17 protein-coding genes are annotated in these 20,747 nt (G+C 68.5%); 6 read left to right on the forward strand and 11 right to left on the reverse strand.

The window, feature by feature from the left end; translation table 11 throughout:
* The first annotated feature begins 183 nt into the window (after nt 1-183).
* Nucleotides 184-1,221, forward strand: coding sequence for an endonuclease/exonuclease/phosphatase family protein (locus tag ABZ893_RS20410; RefSeq protein ID WP_361405413.1), 1,038 nt, complete (start codon nt 184-186; stop codon nt 1,219-1,221).
* 45 nt (nt 1,222-1,266) lie between these two features.
* On the opposite strand, the gene ABZ893_RS20415 is transcribed toward ABZ893_RS20410, so the two are convergent.
* The 5 genes from ABZ893_RS20415 to ABZ893_RS20435 all read right to left on the reverse strand — a co-directional run bounded on the left by ABZ893_RS20415 (nt 1,267) and on the right by ABZ893_RS20435 (nt 7,855).
* Nucleotides 1,267-3,015 carry an NAD+ synthase gene (locus tag ABZ893_RS20415; RefSeq protein ID WP_361405416.1) on the reverse strand — a complete coding sequence of 583 codons (1,749 nt, stop codon included), beginning with the start codon at nt 3,013-3,015 and terminating at the stop codon, nt 1,267-1,269.
* 283 nt (nt 3,016-3,298) lie between these two features.
* A complete protein-coding gene (locus ABZ893_RS20420) occupies nt 3,299-4,348 on the reverse strand; it encodes a LacI family DNA-binding transcriptional regulator (protein ID WP_361405419.1) in 1,050 nt (349 codons plus the stop codon).
* A gap of 73 nt (nt 4,349-4,421) precedes the next feature.
* Nucleotides 4,422-6,059 carry a sugar ABC transporter substrate-binding protein gene (locus ABZ893_RS20425; protein WP_361405422.1) on the reverse strand — a complete coding sequence of 546 codons (1,638 nt, stop codon included), beginning with the start codon at nt 6,057-6,059 and terminating at the stop codon, nt 4,422-4,424.
* A 45-nt stretch (nt 6,060-6,104) separates the two neighbouring features.
* Nucleotides 6,105-7,004 (reverse strand): carbohydrate ABC transporter permease, encoded by a 900-nt coding sequence (locus ABZ893_RS20430; RefSeq protein WP_361405425.1) that lies wholly within the window; start codon nt 7,002-7,004, stop codon nt 6,105-6,107.
* Nucleotides 7,001-7,855: an ABC transporter permease subunit gene (locus ABZ893_RS20435; protein WP_361405796.1), complete on the reverse strand. Its 855-nt coding sequence runs from the start codon at nt 7,853-7,855 to the stop codon at nt 7,001-7,003. The genes ABZ893_RS20430 and ABZ893_RS20435 overlap by 4 nt, the downstream gene beginning before the upstream one ends.
* Before the next feature lie 308 nt (nt 7,856-8,163).
* Between ABZ893_RS20435 and ABZ893_RS20440 the strand changes: the two genes are divergently transcribed.
* Complete coding sequence (locus ABZ893_RS20440; RefSeq protein ID WP_361405428.1) at nt 8,164-9,171, forward strand: hydroxyacid dehydrogenase; 1,008 nt, start codon at nt 8,164-8,166, stop codon at nt 9,169-9,171.
* A gap of 167 nt (nt 9,172-9,338) precedes the next feature.
* Nucleotides 9,339-11,333: a carbohydrate binding domain-containing protein gene (locus ABZ893_RS20445; RefSeq protein ID WP_361405431.1), complete on the forward strand. Its 1,995-nt coding sequence runs from the start codon at nt 9,339-9,341 to the stop codon at nt 11,331-11,333.
* Nucleotides 11,334-11,405: 72 nt separating this feature from the next.
* Here the strand turns inward: ABZ893_RS20445 and ABZ893_RS20450 are convergent, their stop codons facing one another.
* The 3 genes from ABZ893_RS20450 to ABZ893_RS20460 form a co-directional block, all read right to left on the reverse strand.
* Entirely contained in the window at nt 11,406-13,349 is a 1,944-nt protein-coding gene (locus ABZ893_RS20450; protein ID WP_361405434.1) for a S53 family peptidase, read from the reverse strand.
* Between the two features lie 241 nt (nt 13,350-13,590).
* Nucleotides 13,591-14,211, reverse strand: a complete 621-nt coding sequence (locus ABZ893_RS20455; protein ID WP_361405437.1) for a DUF305 domain-containing protein — start codon at nt 14,209-14,211, stop codon at nt 13,591-13,593.
* Nucleotides 14,208-14,879 carry a DUF3105 domain-containing protein gene (locus ABZ893_RS20460; protein ID WP_361405440.1) on the reverse strand — a complete coding sequence of 224 codons (672 nt, stop codon included), beginning with the start codon at nt 14,877-14,879 and terminating at the stop codon, nt 14,208-14,210. Before ABZ893_RS20460 ends, ABZ893_RS20455 begins: the two co-directional genes overlap by 4 nt.
* Nucleotides 14,880-15,194: 315 nt before the next feature.
* Between ABZ893_RS20460 and ABZ893_RS20465 the strand changes: the two genes are divergently transcribed.
* The 3 genes from ABZ893_RS20465 (at nt 15,195) to ABZ893_RS20475 (ending at nt 17,169) form a co-directional block, all read left to right on the forward strand.
* Nucleotides 15,195-16,556 carry a glutamine synthetase family protein gene (locus tag ABZ893_RS20465; protein ID WP_361405799.1) on the forward strand — a complete coding sequence of 454 codons (1,362 nt, stop codon included), beginning with the start codon at nt 15,195-15,197 and terminating at the stop codon, nt 16,554-16,556.
* 113 nt (nt 16,557-16,669) lie between these two features.
* On the forward strand, nt 16,670-16,918 hold the full coding sequence (locus tag ABZ893_RS20470; protein WP_361405443.1) for a hypothetical protein: 249 nt from the start codon (nt 16,670-16,672) through the stop codon (nt 16,916-16,918).
* Nucleotides 16,919-16,977: 59 nt separating this feature from the next.
* Nucleotides 16,978-17,169, forward strand: coding sequence for a hypothetical protein (locus ABZ893_RS20475; RefSeq protein WP_361405802.1), 192 nt, complete (start codon nt 16,978-16,980; stop codon nt 17,167-17,169).
* A gap of 7 nt (nt 17,170-17,176) precedes the next feature.
* On the opposite strand, the gene ABZ893_RS20480 is transcribed toward ABZ893_RS20475, so the two are convergent.
* The 3 genes from ABZ893_RS20480 to ABZ893_RS20490 are packed head-to-tail and all read right to left on the reverse strand — an operon-like array spanning nt 17,177 to nt 20,455.
* Nucleotides 17,177-18,208, reverse strand: a complete 1,032-nt coding sequence (locus tag ABZ893_RS20480) for a TolB-like translocation protein (protein ID WP_361405446.1) — start codon at nt 18,206-18,208, stop codon at nt 17,177-17,179.
* A complete protein-coding gene (locus ABZ893_RS20485; RefSeq protein ID WP_361405449.1) occupies nt 18,205-19,626 on the reverse strand; it encodes an MFS transporter in 1,422 nt (473 codons plus the stop codon). The genes ABZ893_RS20480 and ABZ893_RS20485 overlap by 4 nt, the downstream gene beginning before the upstream one ends.
* Before the next feature lies 1 nt (nt 19,627).
* The gene (locus ABZ893_RS20490; RefSeq protein ID WP_361405805.1) at nt 19,628-20,455 is read right to left on the reverse strand and encodes an alkaline phosphatase family protein; all 828 of its coding nucleotides are present in this window, start codon (nt 20,453-20,455) and stop codon (nt 19,628-19,630) included.
* Between the last annotated feature and the right edge of the window lie 292 nt (nt 20,456-20,747).

Here is a 20,747-nt window from a genome sequence, read left to right on the forward strand (position 1 = left end):
CTCGGATAATGTGCGCGTTTCGTCACAGGGTCCCCGACACGCCGACGGGAAGGAACTCACGCCGCCCGTCCGTTCGTCCTCGTGCCTGTACGGCCGTCGTGGACGGCGAAGAGCGCGCCGATCATCCCCTAGGGTTTCTCAGGGCGACGTTGGTGTGCGGCAGGGCAGTGAGGCGACGACGGTATGGCGCAGGCGTTCAGGACGCGGACGGGTGACGGCGGTTCGGGATACGAGCCCGGAAGGTCCCCGCTGCGCCGCCTGACCGACGGGTGGCGCGGTGACCGTGGGATCTGGCGCCGGGGAGTTTTCCTGGCGATCGTGGCCGTGCTGGTCGCGGGCGTGATGCTGTTCCACGCGCAGATTCCCAACACCGTCGGAAACCTTGGGTCACTCACGGAGACGTTCCTGCCGTGGCTGGGTGTTCTGGTGCCCGTGTTGTTCGTTCTCGCTCTGCTTCGGAAGTCCGCCACCGCTTTGGTCGCTGTGCTGCTTCCTGCCATCGTGTGGCTCAACCTCTTCGGTGGGCTTCTCACCGGTAAGGCCGAGGCCGCCGGGCCCGGCGATCTGACCGTCGCCACGCACAACGTCAACGCCGAGAACCCCGACCCGGTCGGTACCGCCGACGACATCGCCGCCTCCGGGGCGCAGGTTGTCGCCCTGGAGGAACTCACCGCTTCCGCCGTGCCCGTCTATGAGCGGGCGCTCGCCAAGACGTATTTGTACCACGCTGTTGCCGGCACGGTTGGTCTGTGGAGCAAGTACCCGCTGAGCGGGACCCGGCCCGTCGACATCAAGCTCGGGTGGACCCGTGCGATGCGTACGACCGTCGCCACGCCTGCCGGTGATGTCGCCGTGTACGTCGCCCATATGCCGTCCGTGCGCGTGAAGCTGCACGCCGGGTTCACGGCAAGTCAGCGGGACACCAGTGCGGATGCTCTGGGCGAGGCCATCTCGCATGAGTCGCTCGGGAAGGTCATTCTGCTCGGTGACCTCAACGGCACGATGAACGACCGGGCGTTGAACGGGGTCACCTCGCAGATGCGGTCCACCCAGGGCGCCTCCGGCAGTGGGTTCGGGTTCAGCTGGCCCGCCTCGTTCCCCATGGCCCGGATCGACCAGATCATGGTCAAGGGGATTGCGCCCGTTACGTCTTGGACCCTGCCGAAGACCGGCAGCGATCATCTGCCTGTTGCTGCTCGGGTTGATCTCACTCGGGATTGAGGCCTTGGGGTGTGGAGGTTCGGGGTTTGGGTGGGGAGGCTTTTCCTACTCCCGCCATCCGTTCGTGATCGGCAGGCGGCGGTCCTTGCCGAAGCCCTTCGGTGAGATCTTGGTGCCCGGTGGGTATTGGCGTCGCTTGTATTCCGCCGCGTCCACCATTCTCAGGGTCTTCGCCACCAGTTCCGGGTCGAAGCCCGCCGCCACGATCGCGTCCGCCCCTTGGTCCCGGTCCACATACAGCGCCAGGATCGCGTCCAGCGTGTCGTAGTCCGGGAGCGAGTCCGTGTCCACCTGGTCCGGGCGCAGCTCCGCGCTCGGGGGCTTTGTGATCGAGTTCTCCGGGATCGGGGGCGTCTGGCCGCGGGCTGCCGCCGCTTTGTTCCGCCACGTGGCCAGGCGGAACACCGTTGATTTGTATACGTCCTTGATCGGGCCGTATGCGCCGACTGAATCGCCGTAGAGCGTCGAATAGCCCACCGCCAGTTCGGACTTGTTGCCCGGCGCGAGCACGATGTGGCCCTCCTGGTTGGAGAGCGCCATCAGCATCGTGCCGCGCAGTCTTGACTGGATGTTTTCCTCTGCCAGGCCTTTGAGGTTCAGCGCGCCCATGTACGCGTTGAACATCGGCTCGATCGGGATCGTGCGGAAGTTCAGGCCTGTGCGGGTTGCCAGTTCTGCTGCGTCGGTTTTGGAGTGGGGCGAGGAGTATTTCGACGGCATGGCGATGCCGTAGACGTTCTGGGCGGTTAGTGCGTCGCAGGCGATTGCTGCTGTCAGCGCTGAGTCGATGCCGCCTGAGAGGCCGATCAGGACTGAGGTGAAGCCGTTCTTTCTGGCGTAGGCGCGTAGGCCTGCGACCAGGGCTGAGTAGATCTCTTCCTCGTCGTCCAGGCGGGGGGCGTAGTTGCCGGTCAGCTCTGGTTCGTATGGGGGGAGCTCGTCTTCGGAGAGCGTTACGTGGTCGATTCTCAGGCCGTCGTCCACCGTGCCCTCGGGGGGTTCTGCTTTTGCCGGTGGGAGGTTCAGGTCCAGGATTACGCAGCCCTCTTCGAACTGGGGGGCTCGCGCTATTACTTCGCCCTCTGCGTTCACCACGATTGAATCGCCGTCGAAGACCAGTTCGTCCTGGCCGCCTGTCGTGGCTACGTACGCGAGTGTGCAGCCTGCCTCTTGCGCGCGCTTGCGTACCAGGTCCAGGCGTGTGTCGTCCTTGTTCTGCTCGTACGGTGACGCGTTGATCGAGATCAGGAGGCCGGCGCCTGCTGTGTGTGTGGCCGGGACCCTGCCTCCGTCCTGCCAGAGGTCCTCGCAGATCGCCAGGGCCACGTCGATTCCGTGGACGCGGACCATGGGGAGTGTGTCGCCCGGGACGAAGTAGCGGAACTCGTCGAACACGCCGTAGTTGGGGAGGTGGTGCTTGGCGAATGTCAGTGCCACCTCACCGTTGTGGAGGACCGCTGCCGCGTTCTGGGGGGCGCCTGGTGGTTGGCCGTATTTTGGTTGTGCTTTTTCTGAGTGGTCCAGGTAGCCGACGATCACGGGGATCTCGCCCTGGCCCTCTTCCGCCAGGCGCTCGGCCAGGGTTTTCAGCGCCTTGCGGGACGCCTGTACGAAGGACTCTCGTAGGGCCAGGTCCTCCACGGGGTAGCCGGTGAGGATCATCTCGGGGAACGCGACCAGGTGCGCTCCCTGGTCTGCGGCGTGCTTGGTCCAGCGGAGGATCGCCTCGGCGTTTTTGGTGAGGTCGCCTACCGTCGAGTCGATCTGATTCAGAGCGAGACGTAGTTGGGGCACCTGGTCATTTTATCGTCTGGCTGACGAGATGGCCTGGTCGTTTGGCCCAGTGGGCTGTGGGGCCTTTGGTGTTCTGGGCTGTTTTTGCCGGTGGGGGACGGCGCTCTTTTGGGTGCGGGGCCGCGGGGGCATGTACGTGCTCGCTGTTCTACGTGTTTACGTGGGGTTCAGTTCGCCCGGCGTGTGGTGCTGGTGGCTCCGCGCGCACATGCCCCCACGGCCCCTCCCGTCTCGTACGCGGCTGCCCGCCGGTGGGGTGTGCCCTTGGTCCGTCGGTCCGGTTTTACGGGGTCCTCAGTGGGCGGACGCTGTCTCTGATCACTATGTGGGTGCCCAGGAGGTGGCGTTGCTGGCCTGGGCGGGATGTGCCTGTGAGGGCCAGGCGGACTGCCGTGCGGCCCATCTCTTCCGCTGGGATGTGGACCGTTGTCAGGCCCGGGGTGATGTCCGCTGCCACCGGGTCGTCGTTGTAGCCCACTACGGAGATGTCGTCTGGCACTCGCAGGCCGTATTCCGCCAGTGCCTTTATCGCTGCTGCCGCTACTCGGTCGTCGCCTGCGAAGACTGCTGTGAAGTCCGGCTTGCCGTCGCACTTGGCCAGGAGGTCGCGCATCGCCTCGTAGCCGTTCTGCTGGCCGAAACCTATGCCGTGCAGGATCGCGTCCGAGCGCGGGACTCCGTGGTCGTCCAGGGCCCGGAGGTAGCCGGTTACTCGGTCCTCGCCTGTGGTGTTGTCCGGCTGGTAGCCGATCATGGCGATCTTGCGGTGGCCTGCTCCGAGGAGGTGGCTTGTGATCGCGTGTGCGCCTGCTCCGTTGTCGTATTCGACCACCAGGGCGGGGACGTCGGGCGCTGGGGCCGGTCTGCCGCAGAGGACCAGGCGGGAGCCTGCTGCTGCCAGTGCTTGTGCGTAGTGCGCCATGCGTTCGCGGTACTCGTCGTCCTCGATCACTCCGCCGACCAGCACTACGGCCTCTGCTGCCTGTTCGCGCATCATCTGGACCAGCGCCAGCTCGCGGGCCGCGTCTCCGCCCGTCGAGCAGACCAGGGTGAGCCGGTCGTGCTGCGCCGCCTCCATCTCGACGCCCTGCGCCACTGCCGCGTAGAACGAGCTCACCACGTCAAGCGTCAGGACCGCGATCGTCTTGCGGCCCGCGCCCGCCAGTGCGCGGGCGTGCGCGTTGACCACGTAGTCCAGGTCCTTTGCTGCTCGCTGGACCTTGGCGCGTGATGCCGCGGAGGTCGGGTAGTTGCCCGCAAGGACCCGCGAAACCGTCGCTACGGAGACGCCCGCGCGTGCGGCCACGTCACGGATGGTGACCCGCTCACCCACTGTTGTAGCTCCTCAACTTGCCTGTCCGGGGCGGGCGATGCCGCCCCGGACCATCATGGACGATGCCGTGCCGTCAGCGCGCGGCCTCGTACTCCTTGGCGAACTCCTCCATGGCCTTCTGGCCACCCTGGTTCAGCCACTTCTTGTACACGGAGTCCCAGTCGGAGAGCTTCTGGCGGCCGGTGACCGTCGCCGTCACGCCGTCGGCCATGATCTGGTCGAGCGTCGCTCCCTGCTTGTTGTACGTGTCCGACTGCAGGCCCCAGCGGTCGTTGGGCACCATCATCGGGACGACCTTCTCCTGCCACGCGTGCAGCCGCTTGATGACGTCGGCGTAGCCGGGCGCGTAGAGGACCTGCGGAGCGTCGCTCAGGTACACGAACGGCAGGTTCACCCTCGACTCGACCAGGCCGAGCGGCGTCGCGATCGGGTTGTTTTCCTTGTCCCGCTTGAAGTGCGTGCCCTCCAGGCCGAAGTGGGTCAGCTCGTACTCCTCCGTGCCGAACGGCGCCGCCAGGTAGTCAAGGATGCGCAGCATGAGCTTGACGCGGTCCTTGGAACCCTTCTTGATCACCGTGTAGCCGAACGCGCCCCGGCTCTGCTGGTAGCCCGGCGTCACGCCCTCGGGCACGTACGGGACCAGGGCGTCCAGGTCGAACGCGCCCTTGATGCCCGCCGCCGAACCCGGGTACGAGAGGAAGCCGTCCGTCATCGACAGGACCGAGCCGTTCCAGAACTGCGTCTTCAGGTCGACCTGCGAGACCGACGTGGCCTCGGGGTAGTACGAGCCCTGCTTGCGCAGCTTCGACATGAACTCGAGCGACGCCTTGAACTCGTCGGTGCCGGCGAAGTACGTCGCCTTGCCGTCCTTGATGCGCCACTCGTTGGGGGCCCCGTGCCACGTGGCGTGTGTCTTGTAGCCGAAGTAGGCCGTCATGGAGGCTCCGAGCGCCCACTTCTTGCCGCCGGTCGCGTCCTTCGCCATGGTCGCGAAGTCCGTGGCCGACATGCCCGGCTTGTAGCCCGCCTTCGCGAACGCCTGGCCGTTGAAGTACATCGTGTCCTGCGGCTTCGGGCGCTCCACCGGGACGCCGAAGATACGGCCCGAGATACGGCCCATGCCCTGCCACGCGTACGTCGGGATGCCCGCCAGGTTCGGGTAGTCCTTCACCGCGTCGCCCGACAGGTACTCCGTCAGGTCCGCGCAGCGCGACTGTACGAACTGGGCCTCGCGCGGCAGGACGTAGCCGCCGCCGATGTTGATGATGTCCGGGATGTCGTCGCCCGCGAACAGCGTCGCCATCTTGGCGCGGAAGTCCGCGTCGGGGACGACGGTGAACTCGACGTCCACGCCGAGCGCCTCGTTGATCGCCGTCCACAGCTTGTTCTGCGCCGCCGGCTTCGGCGGGGTGCCGTAGGTGATCGTGAGAACCCTGATCTTCTCCTTGCCGGTGCCCGGCTTCTCCGCCACCGCCTTCACCAGCTTGGACGGGTACTTCGTGTAGCCCGCCTGCACGCCCTCCGCGGTGGCCGCGAGGTCCGGCGTCGCACCCGACGCCGGCGTGTACGTCGGCCACGGGGCCGCCTTCTTGCCCGCGTTGCCGACCGAGCCGCCGTTACCGGAGTCGGTGGAGCAGGCCGTGAGGACGGACGGGGCGGCAAGGGCTGCGCCGCCGACTGCTATGGAGCGCAGCAGGGTGCGGCGCGACATCGAGGAACCGGACACGTGAATCGACCCTTCGGAACGGGGAGTTGACTAGCTCTTGATGGCGCCGGTGAGCACGCCCTTGGTGAAGTACTTCTGGAGGAACGGGTAGACGATCAGGATGGGGACGGTGGCGATCACCAGGACTGCCATCTGCGTGGTCTGCGGGGCCGAGACCATGCCCGCCTCGCTGATGCCGGTGTCGGAGATCTGCGCGCCGCCGATCACGTACGTGCGCAGCACCTGGGAGAGCGGCCAGTGGTCGGACTCCAGGTAGATCGAGGCGTTGAACCAGGCGTTCCAGTAGCTCACCGCGTAGAACAGTCCGACGACCGCCAGCGCTGCCTTGGAGAGCGGCAGGACGATGCGCCAGAACACCGTCCAGTCGCTCGCGCCGTCCAGGCGCGCAGCCTCGTACAGCTCCTCCGGGATGCCCTGGAAGAAGCCGCGCAGGACCACCAGGTTGAACACGTTGATCAGGACCGGCGCGATCAGGGCCGCGTACATGTTCTCCAGGCCCAGACCCTTGACCAGGAGGAATGCCGGGATCATGCCAGGGGGGAACAGGAATGTGAAGAGGATGACCAGGAGGATCGGCTTGCCGCCGAGGACTCCCGGGCGGCTCAGCGCGTAGGCCAGGAGCGAGGTGCAGGCGAGCGAGGCCAGCGTGCCGATGAAGGTGACTCCGACGCTGACGCCCAGTGCCTTGGTGACGATGCCTCCGCTGAGGATGTTGCGGTAGGCGCGCAGGGTCGGCTCCGTCGGCCACAGGACCCAGCCGCCGTTGGCGACCACCTCCTTGTTGGAGGCTAGGGACGTGGAGATGATGACGAGGAAGGGGATCAGGACCAGGGTCAGGACCGCGATGATTGCGAGGGCCTTGGCGATCTGGGTCAGGGGTTTCGGCTTTTCCATCCACGCTGGGCGGGTGGGGCGTATCGCTGTTGTCATTTGTAGATCCCCTGCTCGCCCAGCTTGTGTGCCACCCGGTTGGCGGTGAAGACGAGTACTGCGCCGACCAGGCCCTTGAACAGGCCTGCTGCTGCTGCGTATCCGGTGTCTCCGCCGACGATTCCCTGCCAGAACACGAACGTGTCGAGCACCTCGCCGACCCCCGGGCCCACCGACTGGCGCTGGAGCAGCATCTGTTCGAAGCCCACGGAGAGGATGTCGCCAAGCCGCATGATCAGGAGCAGCACGATGATCGGGCGGATGGAGGGGAGCGTGATGTGCCAGAAGCGGCGCCAGGGGCCTGCCCCGTCGATCGCTGCCGCTTCGTACTGCTGCTCGTCCACCTGCATCAGGGCGGCCAGGAAGATGATCGTGCCCCAGCCCGCGTCCTTCCAGACGATCTCCGCCACCACGAGCGGTCGATACGCGTCGGGGTTGCCGATGATGTCGACCGTGTGGAGACCCGAGTCACCCAGGAACGAGTTCAACAGGCCTGTGTCGGACAGGACTTGCTGGAACAGTGCTACGACGATGACCCAGGAGAGGAAGTGCGGGAGGTAGACGACCGACTGCACGAAGCGGCGCAGGAACTGCGACGTGAGGCTGTGCAGCAGTACCGCGATGGCCAGGGGGATCGGGAAGAAGAAGACCAGCTGGAGCACCGCTATGTAGAAGGTGTTCCACGTCGCGTGCCAGAAGTCCCCGTCGCCGAACATCCGGCTGAAGTTCGAGAACCCCACCCACGGGCTGCGCCAGAGTCCGTCGAACGGCACGTAGTCCTTGAGCGCCACCACGTTGCCGATGAAGGCCCCGTAGTGGAAGAGAAGGAAGTACGCCAGCCCCGGGACCATGAAGAGCAGCAGGGTGCGGCTGCTCCGAAAACGTTTCCCCAGGCTGTCCTGCTTATGGGCTTTTGACCCGCTGCCCGGGGTGCCGGGGGGCTTCACCGCCTCGGCATCGGGCCTGTCCTTCGCCACCGTGGGCACGGAAACCCCTCCGTTGTTGGAACAAGGTGAGCGGGAATCTAAAACGGTTACTAAGCCGGGTCAACCCCCCTGTGCACGCGAACTCTTGACCATCCTTCGGGCTTGGGCCTAGCCTCCTGGCATCCTGAGGTAACCGGTTACTAAAAACCCGCAATGCTGGAGGGTGGTAGCGCGTGGCAGCTCACCGACCGATCGCCGCACTTGCCATGGACGCCGAGGTGCTCGACCGGGTCATCCCGTCGGACCTGCGGCAACGGCTCGGGCGGTGCGCCGACCTCGCGCCCGTCCCGCTGACCGGACCCCTCGACACCCCGGAAGCCCGCGCCGTCCTGGCCGGAGCCGAGCTGCTGGTCACCGGCTGGGGCTGCCCACAACTCACCGGGGACGTCCTCGCGCACGCGCCCAGGCTGCGCGCCGTCGTGCACGCCGCCGGATCGGTCAAGCCCGTCGTGACCGACGCCCTGTGGGAGCGGCCCGGCATCACCGTGTCCTCCGCCGCCGACGCCAACGCCGGCCCCGTCGTCGCCTTCACCATCGCCTCGATCACCTTCGCCGTGAAGAAGGCCCTGCCCGTCGCCGCCCGCTACGCGCGTGGCTGGCCCGGCTTCACCGAGCGCGAAGGTGCCGACGGGCGGGTCATCGGCATCATCGGCGCCTCGCGTATCGGGCGGCGCGTCATCGCGGGGCTGCGGGAATCCGACGCCGGGTATCGCATTCTGCTCACCGATCCATATGTGAGCGCTGCGGAGGCCGAGGGGCTGGGGGTGGAGCTTGTCGAGCTTGCCGAGCTTTGTCGGCGGAGCTCTGTTGTGAGTGTTCATGCTCCTCAACTGCCTGAAACTCGGGGGATGTTGGGGGAGGAGATGTTGAAGCTCATTCCGGATGGGGGTGTGGTCGTGAATACGGCTCGGGGGTCGCTCGTCGACACCGAGGCGTTGACCCGGGAGTGTGCGGCCGGGCGGCTGGACGCGTTTCTCGACGTCACCCATCCTGAGCCGTTGCCTTCCGATCACCCGTTGCTTTCGCTGCCCAATGTCCTGGTCACTCCGCATGTGGCGGGTGCGCAGGGGAGTGAGGTGCGGCGGCTCGGGCTGTACGCCGTCGAGGAGGCGGAGCGGTTCGCCCGGGGGGAGGAGCTGGTGGGGAAGCTGGTTCGGGAGGATCTTGCGCGGCTGGCGTGAGGGGGCGGGGCCGGGCTGGGCTGCGGGGGTTGCTGAGGGCGGGCTGCGTGGCTCGCGTGCGGCTTGCGCGGCCATGAATGTAACCGTTTCCCGTCCGACCCATTGACCTCAACCGCCTTACTGGGCACGGTACTTGCCGGACTTCCCTCCTATCCCCAGGAGTAAGAATGGCACCGGTTACATCCAGGCTCCGAAGAGCCGGCACCACGTTCACGGCCGGCCTCGCGCTCGCCGCCTCCGCGCTCCTCGTCCCGTCGGCGGCCCAGGCCACCGACGGGAAACCCGAACACCCCGCGCACCCCGAACAGTCCGCCAGCACCCCCTATTACGTGGACTGTTCGGCCCCCACGAACGGCAACGGCAGCCTCGCCTCGCCGTACAACTCCCTGGACGCCGCCAACGCCCTCACCTACGGGCCCGGCGACCGGCTCTACTTCAAGCGTGGCGCCACCTGCAAGGGGCAGCTCAAGCCCAGCGGGTCCGGTGTCGCCGGCAATCCGGTCAGGGTGTCCCCGTACGGGTCCGGCGGTGCCCGGCCCGTGATCGAGGGCGGCGGCACCGTCTATGCCGCCGTCCATCTGCTCAACGTCGAGCAGTGGGAGATCACCGGCCTGGAAGTCACCAACAAGGGCGCCACCGACGCCGAGCGCAACGGCATCCTCGTCGAGCTCGCCGACCACGGCACCGGCACCCATTACGTCCTCGACGACGTATACGTGCATGACGTCAACGGCGGCGACACCAAGAACAGCAACGGCATCCAGTTCAGGGTCTCGGGGACGGCGACGCCGACCCGCTTCGACGACGTACTCGTCGAGAACAGCGAGGTCTACAAGGTCGACCGCGAGGGTCTGACCACGCAGTCCAGCTGGAACTGCCGCGCCATCTACGGCTGCACCAGCGGGCCCGCCTGGACCGCCAGCACGCGGGTCGTCTTCCGCGGCAACAAGATCCACGACATCGGCGGCGACGGCATGGTCGTCCGCGCCACCCGTGACGCGCTGGTCGAGCACAACGAGGGTTACGACATCTGGATGCGTTCGGCGGGCAACAACGCCGGCTTCTGGACCATCAACAGCGACGGGACCGTCTTCCAGTACAACGAGGTCCACCACGTGCGGCGGCCCGGCCTGAACGACGGCATGGCCTTCGACGCCGACTTCGGCACGCGCGGCGCCGTCTTCCAGTACAACTACACCCACGACAACGAGGGCGGCTTCCTGCTGCTGTGCGGGGCCTGCGGAGGCGGCGCCAACACGGCCGGGACGGTGGCGCGTTACAACCTCTCCGTCAACGACGGCTCCCGCATTCTGTACGCGGTGGGTGACGCCGCCGCCCAGATGCTCAACAACACCTTCTACATGAAGGCCGGTTCGACGACGGCCATCGTGGAGAGCAGCGGTGGCGCATCCACCACGCTGTGGAGCAACAACATCATCTACAACCTCGGCACCGGCGGCTACGGCGGCAAGCCCGCCGAGCACACCTGGCGCAACAACGTCATGTACGGCAACCACCCGGCCTCCGAGCCCGCCGACCCGGGCAAGGTGACAGCCGACCCGCAGCTCGTCGCCCCCGGCTCCGCCGACCCCGCCGGTTACAAGCTGAAGGCCGGCTCCCCGGCGCGCGGCGCAGGTCAGGTCACCACCGGCTCCGGCGGCAAGGACTACTTCGGCGGCCCCGCCCCCGTCGCCTGCCGTCCCGACATCGGCGCCCACCAGGCGTCTACGTTCGACGACGGCGCCTGCTCGGGCGGCACCAACCTGGTCGGCAACCCCGGCTTCGAGACGGGCACGCCCGCACCCTGGGCGCCGTCCGGCACCGTCACCGTCGACACCGCGAATCCGCACAGCGGCACCGGCGTCCTGCGCGTCACCGGCTACCCCAGCACGGCCGAGCAGAAGGTCACGGTCGAGCCCAACACGACGTACACGCTGTCGGGTTGGGGCCGTGTCGACGCCTACGACACCCAGATGGCCATCGGCGTGAAGAACTTCGGCGGGACCGAGACCCGGATCCCCGCGTTCAGCGCCTTCGGCTGGAAGACCGGCAGCATCACCTTCACCACGGGTCCCACCAACACCACGGCGACCCTGTACTGCTACACCCGTACCGGCAAGGGCAGCGGCTGGTGCGACGACGTGAAGATCGTCAAACAGTAGCCGGGCCGAGTACGAAAAGGCGCCCGCCCCCGGGGAACGGTCCCCGGGGGCGGGCGCTTTCGCGCGTGCGTGTCAGCGGCGGCCGAACGACGTCACATAGCCCGGCGCCGGCGAGCCGACACCCGTCACGTCGTCGTAGCCGGTGACGGCCTGGAGCGAGCTGTCCTTGCCGAGGCTGCGGACCGAGGTCAGCAGGCCGTCGGCCGCGTCGAACCCGTTCGCGTAGTCCACGCGGACCACGGCGAGGTCACGGCCGGTCGGCCGGTCCGTCACGTCGTGGTAGATCTTCGAGCCGTAGTGGTCGTAGATCGCCGGGTTGGCGAAGCCGAGCGGGTGCCCGCCGCGCGCCTCCTGGGCGAGCGCCTGGACGCCCGCGATGACGGGCGCCGCCAGCGAGGTGCCGCCGATGCGGTACTCGTCGTACTTGAGCGACCCGTCGGGGAACGTCTGCGTCTGGCCGACGAGGAAGCCCGTGTTCGGGTCGGCGACCGCGGCGATGTCCGGCACCGTCCGCATCTTCGCGCCGCCGTTGGCCCGCGCCAGCGCGTTCGGGACGACACCGCGCTGGTAGAACGGCTGCTTCACCGTCTTGCTGGTGCCACCGCCCGCGCCCGACGTGTACGCGCCCGGGAACTTGTCCCAGCTCTTGCCGTCCGCGGACAGCCCGGCCTTGAGCGTGCCCCAGCCGGTCTCGAACTTGTACGTGTCGCCCTTGCCGACGGCAAGCGACGTGCCGCCGACGGCCGTCACCCACGCCGAGTTGGCCGGCACGTCGACCTGCTTCGTGCCGGTGTTCGCGACCTCGTCGCCGTTGTCGCCGGACGAGAAGTAGAAGCCGATGCCCTCGATCGCGCCGAACTTGAAGATCTGGTCGTAGGCGGCGGCGAGGTCGGGGGTCTGGTTGGCCTCGATGTCGCCCCACGAGTTCGACACGATGTCGGCGAGGTGGCCGTCGACGATCTTGCCGAGCGAGTCGATCAGCGCGTCGTCGTAGCAGGACGCGGCGCCGACGTAGGTGATGTCGGCGGCGGGCGCCACGGCGTGCACGGCCTCGACGTCGAGGGTCTCCTCGCCGTACCAGCCCGCCGCGCCGCACTCCTCGGTCTTGGTGTAGTCCGAGGGCAGGACCTGCTTCAACTGGCCGCTGCGGTAGGCCGCGTCACCGTTGCGCTTGGCGTAGGTGGCCGCGTCCTTCGCGATCGTCGGCGAGGCGTACGCGTCCGTGATGGCGACGCGGACGCCCTTGCCGGTCTTCGCGCCGGCGCCGTAGGCCGAGCGCAGCTGCTTGCCGGTGTAGCCCTTGATGGCGTAGGGAGCCGCCTGGCCGTACGCGGACGGCAGGGTGCTCGCCGTGCGTGAGCCGAAGTACGACGAGTAGGGGCCGGCGTTGTGGAACACGGCGTCCGGCGGAGGCAGCGTCTCGTCGTGGCTCGCCTTGTGCGGCGCGGTGTCCAGGCCGGTCACGGTGAGGACCGCGCCGTCCAGGGCCGCGGGGGCGGTCGCGGTGGACGCGGGCGCGCGGTAGGTGTGCTTGCCCTTGGTGTAGTCGTGCAGCTGGGCGCCGAACGCCTTCTCTGCTGCCGCGACATCGCCCGAGACGGATATGTAGTGCTGGCTGACGCCGGTCACGGTCAGGCCCGAGGACTCGAGCCACTTCGTGACCTCGGATATCTGGGCCTTGGTCGCGCCGAAGCGGGCCTGCGCCTGCTTCGCGCTGAGGTACTTGCCGTACAGCTTCGAGTGCGGGTCGGACACGGCCTGCGCGTATGCCGCGAGGCCGTTCGCGTCGCGTCCCGCGAGGTACACGCGGGCGTGCACGGCGGAGCTGTTCGGCGTGGCGCCCTGGTCGGCCTTGGTCGTGGCCCACAGCGGCTTGGTGCCGGTCAGTGCGTCGCGGGCGCCCGGGTTCGGGTCGGCCTGGGCGACGGGTGCGGCGACGGCGAGTGCGCCCGCGAGCAGTGGCAGTGTTGCCGCCAGGCTCAGTGCGGCGCGGGCCGCGGCACGGGTGGATCTCATACAACCCCCTGCGAATGTGGTTCGTCGCGTGTGTGGCGACGGTGATCCGTGGGGCACCGGTGGACCGGTGCACGCAACTGATCACTGTTGCGCCGAACCGTTCATGCAAGGGGAATGGAAGCACCAAGAAGAGCCCAAGGAACGGTATTCGAGGGCGATTTGGGGTATTAAGCGATCGTGGCGGGGCGGGTCTTCCGCCTGGCGCGGGCGAGCTTTCTCGCGGGCCGGCCCTCAGGTCTCCCTACGTCCGGTCCTTCAACATCTGTGCCATCAGGTCGAGTTCGGACTTCTGCGCGGCGACCATGCCCGCCGCGAGCCGCCGCTCCACCCCGACCCCGCACCGCTCCACACACCCCTGCGCCATGTGGACGCCGCCCTTGTGATGGGCGGTCATCAGCTTCAGGTACAGCACCTCGGCCCGCTTGCCGCTCGCCTTCCGGAGTTCGTCGAGCTGCGCGTTCGTGGCCATCCCCGGCATCAGCGCGCCGTCCTGCCCCGGCGGCATGTCACCCATCCCCATCCACGCCATCGGCGGCTTCGCCGACACCTTGGGCAGCCCCCACAGATCGAGCCAGCCGAGCAGCATCCCGCGCTGGTTCGCCTGGGTCTGCGCGATGTCGTACGCGAGCCGCCGCACCTCCTCGTCGTCCGTGCGGTCGCGCACGATGTACGACATCTCCACGGCCTGCTGGTGGTGCACCGCCATGTCCCGGGCGAACCCGGCGTCCGCGGACTCCGCCCCCGGCACCCGAACGGCCGTCTCGCCGCCGCCGAGATTCCCGTCGGCGACCGCGTACGTCACCGCGCCGGCCGCGACGAGGACCGCCGCGACAGCCGGCGCGGCCCACGCCGCGCGCCTCACTGGGTCAGGCCGTTGGTGCAGGACGCCCCCGGCTCCGGGGTCTGCTCGCCCTGCACGTACGTGGAGAAGAAGGAGGCCACGGCAGGATCGGCGGCGCTCTTCACGGTCCGCTGATGCCCCCACGCGCTCAGCATGATGGGGTCCTTCTGCTCCTGGTCCGGGCTCATCAGCGAGTACGGCGTCTGCGACACCTTCGCCGCCAGCTGCTTCACGTCGGCCGGATCGGCCTTGTCCGTGTACGTCACCCAGACCGCGCCGTGCTCCATGGAGTGCACGGCGTTCTCGTTGGCGAGGGGTTTCTTGTAGACGTCGCCGTTGCAGTTCATCCAGACCTGGTTGTGGTCCCCGCCCACCGGCGGCGTCATCGGGTACGACACCTTTCCGGGGACGTGGTTGCGGGCCAGCTTCCCGGTCCACGTCCGCACCCCGTCCGGGCCCGTACGGAACGACCCGGCCGCCGCCTTGTCATCCACCTTCCCGCCGCCCTTCGACCCGCCGTCGCCCTTCGTCAGGGCCCACGCGCCGAACCCGACGAGGCCCGCGACGACGAGGCCGCTCACCACGATCGTCAGCACGCGGCCACGGCGCTCACGGGAACGCTCGGCGCGCCGCATCTCCTCTATCCGAGCCGTGCGCGACGCGGTGCCGGTGCTCTTGGGGGAACCCATGGTGAGCCCTTCTGGGAAAGGGGGGACGGGACGGGTGATCGAGCCCGCTGATCGTAGTGGGGACCGTGTGGCGCCCGCCATGCCGCGCGGCCTGGCGGCGGGGACTATGGGACGAGGCGCCTCAGCAGGCACTATGGGCACGGAGTCGTAAACATCCGCTGTTCGCACGATGTTCGGTCCGGGGTCGGCGAGCCGATCTTGGTCGGCAACGCGTACGAAACGGGGATGTGGTGGGATGCTCAGGAGCCTGCCGTCCGCGCCCCGCGCGGCGCCGACGCAGGCGGCCTGACCAGCAAGGATGGGTGGAAGCGGAAGATGGACAAGCAGCAGGAATTCGTGCTCCGGACACTCGAGGAGCGGGATATCCGGTTCGTCCGCCTGTGGTTCACGGATGTCCTCGGCTTCCTCAAGTCGGTGGCCGTGGCCCCGGCGGAACTGGAGCAGGCCTTCGACGAGGGCATCGGCTTCGACGGCTCCGCGATCGAGGGCTTCGCGCGTGTCTACGAGTCCGACATGATCGCCAAGCCCGACCCGTCGACGTTCCAGGTCCTGCCCTGGCGCGCCGAGGCCCCCGGCACGGCCCGCATGTTCTGCGACATCCTGATGCCCGACGGCTCCCCGTCCTTCGCGGACCCGCGCTACGTCCTGAAGCGGGCCCTCGCCAAGACGTCCGACCTCGGTTTCACCTTCTACACGCACCCCGAGATCGAGTTCTTCCTCCTCAAGGACAAGCCGCTCGACGGCACCCGCCCGACCCCGGCCGACAACTCCGGCTACTTCGACCACACCCCGCAGAACGTCGGCATGGACTTCCGCCGCCAGGCGATCACCATGCTCGAATCCATGGGCATCTCGGTCGAGTTCAGCCACCACGAGGGTGCGCCGGGTCAGCAGGAGATCGACCTGCGGTACGCGGACGCGCTGTCGACGGCGGACAACATCATGACGTTCCGCCTGGTCATGAAGCAGGTGGCCCTCGAGCAGGGGGTCAACGCGACCTTCATGCCGAAGCCGTTCTCGGAGTACCCCGGCTCGGGGATGCACACGCACCTCTCCCTCTTCGAGGGCGACCGCAACGCGTTCTACGAGTCCGGCTCGGAGTACCAGCTCTCCAAGGTCGGCCGCTCCTTCATCGCGGGCCTGCTCAAGCACGCCGCCGAGATCTCGGCGGTCACCAACCAGTGGGTCAACTCGTACAAGCGGATCTGGGGCGGCGGCGGCCGCACGGCGGGCGCGGGCGGCGAGGCCCCCTCGTACATCTGCTGGGGCCACAACAACCGCTCGGCCCTGATCCGCGTCCCGATGTACAAGCCCGGCAAGACCGGCTCCGCCCGCGTCGAGGTCCGCTCGATCGACTCGGGCGCGAACCCGTACCTGACCTACGCCGTCCTGCTCGCCGCCGGCCTCAAGGGCATCGAGGAGGGCTACGAACTCCCGCCGGGCGCCGACGACGACGTCTGGGCCCTCACCGACGCCGAACGCCGAGCCATGGGCATCGAGCCCCTCCCGCAAAACCTCGGCGAGGCGATCGCCCTGATGGAACGCAGCGAACTCGTAGCCGAGACGCTGGGCGAACACGTCTACGACTTCTTCCTCCGCAACAAGAAGCAGGAGTGGGAGGAGTACCGCTCCGAGGTCACGGCCTTCGAACTTCGGAAGAATTTGCCGGTGTTGTAAGGGGCCGGTGTTGTAAGGGAGTTGAGAGAAGGGGACGAGGCGCCTGGGGCGTCTCGTCCCCTTTGTTGTTTTGTGGTCGCTACCGTGGACGGTGTGTCAGAAGGGAGTGTGTGATGGCTGATCCGCTCAGAACCATCGTCGACGGGGTCGAGGTCGAGGTGCCCAACAGCATCCCCGCCATCCGGGACGCCCTGCCGGAGGGGCGGCGCGGTGAGTTCGACCGGGAGATCAACGCCGCCGGGGTGCACGAGATCCACGCCGTGATGCGGCACTGGATGCTGGAGGCCGTGCCCGATCCGGCCGCCGACGCCATCATGGAGCGGCTGGCCCGCGAGGAAGCGGAGAGGGCCGGAGCCGCGTGAGCCACCGTCACTCTCACCGCATCGCCTACGCCCCGCCCGCCGACGACACGCTCGCGAAGATGGCGGAACCGGTGCCCTTCCGGGCGGAACTGGAACGCACGCTCGGCATCGACCCCTACGGGCACGGGTCCCTGCCCATCGGCCGCTGGGCCGACCGCCGCGAGGCCACCGTGCGTGGCGTCATCGTCCGCTACTACGTCTCCGTCTCGATCCTGGCCGTGACGGTGGTGAGGCTCATCCCGGAGCCGTGACCGGGATTCACAAGTACGCCGGTGACACCGCCGCCTTGGTCAGGAGGCGCGGGGCGCCTGTGCCGTCCGCCGGGACCGAGTAGAGGTCCGCGCCGAAGTCGCCCGGCAGTGCGTATGTCAGGGTGCGTCCGTCGCTCCACACCGCCTGGTCGTCGACGCTCCGGGTCTCGGCCAGGGGGGTCTCGTGGTGGGTGCGGAGGTCGAGTACGTAGAGGCGCCATGGGGCGTCCGCCGGGAGGCCCTTCACGCGCTTCTTGTACGCGACGCGCGTGCCGTCGGGGGAGAGGGACGGGCACTCTACGTTCTCGTGGACGGTCGTCAGGGTGCGGGTCCGCGGGTCGCCTCTGACCAGGTACGTCTTTCCATGGGTCGCCAGCGTCGCGTAGAAGTGGCGGTCGTCGGCGGCGAATGTGATGCCCCAGAAGTTGATGTCCGCCGCTCGGTAGGTCCGGCCGTCCTTCACGACCCTGAAGTCCTCCAGGGTGGGGGTGAGGCGGCCCGTACGGGTGTCGACTATCGCCGCGCGTGTCGAGAAGTTCGTGCCCGCGTAGCTGTCGCCGCCCACGAACACCGTCCACGCCGCGTACCGGCCGCTCGGTGACACGCGGGCGCGGGACGGGATGCCCGGGAGTGCGTAGTGGGCTTTCTCCTTGAGCTGTGTGTCTAGGACCCGTGCTGTGTACGTGTCCCGCATTGCGCCCCGGTTGGCCGCGAGGCATACCGCCGTGCCCGAACTGGCGTAGAAGCGAAGGCACTTGATGGCTGATGCGGTGCGGGGCGCGTCGGGGTGGGACGCCGGGACCGTGGTGAGCTCGTCGCGGTGCGGGCCCCAGGCCATGTTCCGGAAGATGAGGTGGTGCGCGGTGACGGTGGTTTCGGTGGGCAGTGTCACCCGGCCGGCCGTGATCCTCGGGCCGCCCGGCCGCGCCTGGTCCCTGCGGTCGGCGCGCGCCGCCGCGTGCCAGACGGATGCCGTGGCTACGGCCGCCAGGGCGATGACCGTAGCCACCAGGACGAGGAGCTTGTTTCGGGTCGTCATGCGGGTGCTTCCTCCACGGTCGGGGTTCCTGGGCGGAACGCGTAGGCCACGGTGGCGGCGGCCGTCAGCAGAACGGCCGCCGTGCCCAGCGCCGTACGGTCGCCCCACGCCGTCCACGCGGCGCCGAAGCCGATGGAGCAGACGAACCTGGCGAGCGCCTGTCCGGTCTGTACGACGGCCAGCCCCGATGAGCGCAGTTCCTGCGGGATGGCCGTGGACGCCGCCGCCATCAGGACGCCGTCCGTCGCCGCGTAGAAGCTGCCGTGCAGCGCGAGGACCACGTAGGGGAGGGCGTTGCCGTGCCAGGGGGAGAGGAGTAGGCCGTACGCGGCCAGCAGCGCGACGTGTCCGGCGAGGAACACGCGCCAGCCGCCCACGCGGTCGGCGAGCCGGCCGAGCGGTGCGGCCAGCAGCAGAAATGCCCCCGCCGTGCCCAGGGGAAGCAGCGCGAACCATTGGTCCGGGACGCCGAGTCGCCGCTGGAGCAGCAGGTAGACGAAGGAGTCGCTGACGGTGGCCAGGCCGAGGAGCAGGGCGCAGATGGTGGTACGGCGGATCTCGCGGCGGTGGAGGAGGGCCAGGGCGGAGCGGAAGGTGGGGCGGCGGGAGGGTGCGGGCACGGGGGCGGGGGCGGTTCCGGTCGGCGGCTCGGGTGCCGCGCCCTCGCCCGGGGTGGGCCTGGGGACGCCGCTCACGTCCGGCTCACGCTGCGCGGGGGTGGCGCTGACGTCCGGCCCACGCCGCGCACGCGTGTCGCCCACGTCCGGCCCACCCCGCACACCCCGGCCCGGCACGAACAGCACCAGCACCACCACCCCCACCAGCGCCACGCAGAAGCTCACCGTGAAGACCGCGTCGTAGCCGTCCGTCGTCGCGCGCAGGATCAGGAAGGCGGCGAGTGGGCCCAGGAGGGCGCCCGTCGTGTCCATCGCTCGGTGGACACCGAATGCCCGGCCGCGCGTGGTCGGCGTGCTGCTCAGGGAGATCAGGGCGTCGCGCGGTGCCGTGCGCAGGCCCTTGCCCGTGCGGTCGGCCGCCAGGACCATGCCGATCGTGGGGAGCGTGGCGGCCAGTAGGAGCAATGGTTTGCAGAGGGCCGAGAGCCCGTAGCCGAGCAGGGCGACCGTCTTGTGGCGGCCCTCTCCACGGTCCGCGAGGTGGCCGCCCGCCAGACGGACCAGCGCCGAGAAGCCGTTGTAGACGCCGTCCAGGAGACCGAAACCGAGTGGGGTCAGGCCGAGGCCCGCGACGAGGTAGAGCGGCAGGACCGCCGTCACCATCTCGGACGAGACGTCGGTGATGAGGCTGACCGTGCCGAGGGCGAGAACGGTGGGGGCGACCGCGAAGCCGCGCCGCCCGGCGGGTGGCCGGGCGGCGGGTTCCGCGGACGCGCTGCTGCGGGCGTCCGCCAGGTACACGTCAGGACGTCCAGATGCCCGTGATGTCCTTGCCGGACGCCGCGTTGCCCGCGTGCGGGAGGCCGTGCATGTCCTCCAGGGTGCGCAGGACGTCGTAGTGGTTGTACGTCGTCGCCGACGTGGAGCCCGGGGTCACCCGCTGGCCGTAGAGCACCGTCGGGATCTTGTTGCCGGCCAGGCGGTTGTCCTCGTCGAAGGTGACGACGAGGAGGCTGTTGTGCGTCTTCGCCCAGGTCGCGTAGGCGGACAGGTTGTTCTTGAGCCACGTGTCACCCGTCGACACGGAGCAGTCGTGCATGTCGCTGCACAGGTCGGGGATCACGAAGGACACCTGGGGGAGCGTCGAGTAGTCCGTCGGGAACTGGGCGAAGGTCTTCGCCGAGGAGGCCGGGACGTTGCTGAAGCCGAACCACGGGTTGTGCTTACGGGCGTAGCGGCCGGACGAGCAGGTCGTCGAACCCTGGCTCGGGAGGCCCTCGTTGTAGCTTCCCCACGACTTGCCGGCGGCGATCAGCTCGGAGGCGAGGTTCGGCTGGGAGGAGAAGTCCGGCGTGTAACAGCTGTCGTCCGTGACGCCCTGGGTCGCGCCGGAGAACAGCGCGAAGTAGTTCGGCTGGCTCGGGTGGGTGAGGGCGTAGGACGCGGTGAGGTTGGCGCCGTTCGTCTTGAGGCTGTTGAGGTACGGGGCACTGGAGGAGCCGATCACCTGGTCGTACGCGTGGTTCTCGAAGACCACGACGACGGTGTGGTCCGGGGTCGGGACGGCGGGCGCGGCGTGCGCGGACGAGCCGCCGAGCCCGGACCAGAGCGCGGCGGACGTGACGGCCAGGGCGAAGGTGGACGCGAGCGCGGCGGCGCGGCCGCTGCGGAACGGTGATGATCTGCCGAGCACGTGAGACCTCCGGTGGGGGGAGAGGCGGCGGCGGTGCGGCTAGAGCATGGTCATGCCGTGGACATGCCAGGATGCTCCTGTTCTACGGGCGTGTGAAGCGCCGGTGAACCCTCGGAGCTCGTGAGCCATGTGTTCCGTGAGTCACGCGCTGCGGAAGTCATGCGTTCCGGGAGCCATGTACTCCGTATGCCCGGCGCCGCGCGACCTCAGTGCCGCGTGAGCCCCAGCA

This window comes from Streptomyces sp. NPDC046821 (assembly GCF_040645335.1).
In the GTDB taxonomy this organism is placed as follows: domain Bacteria; phylum Actinomycetota; class Actinomycetes; order Streptomycetales; family Streptomycetaceae; genus Streptomyces.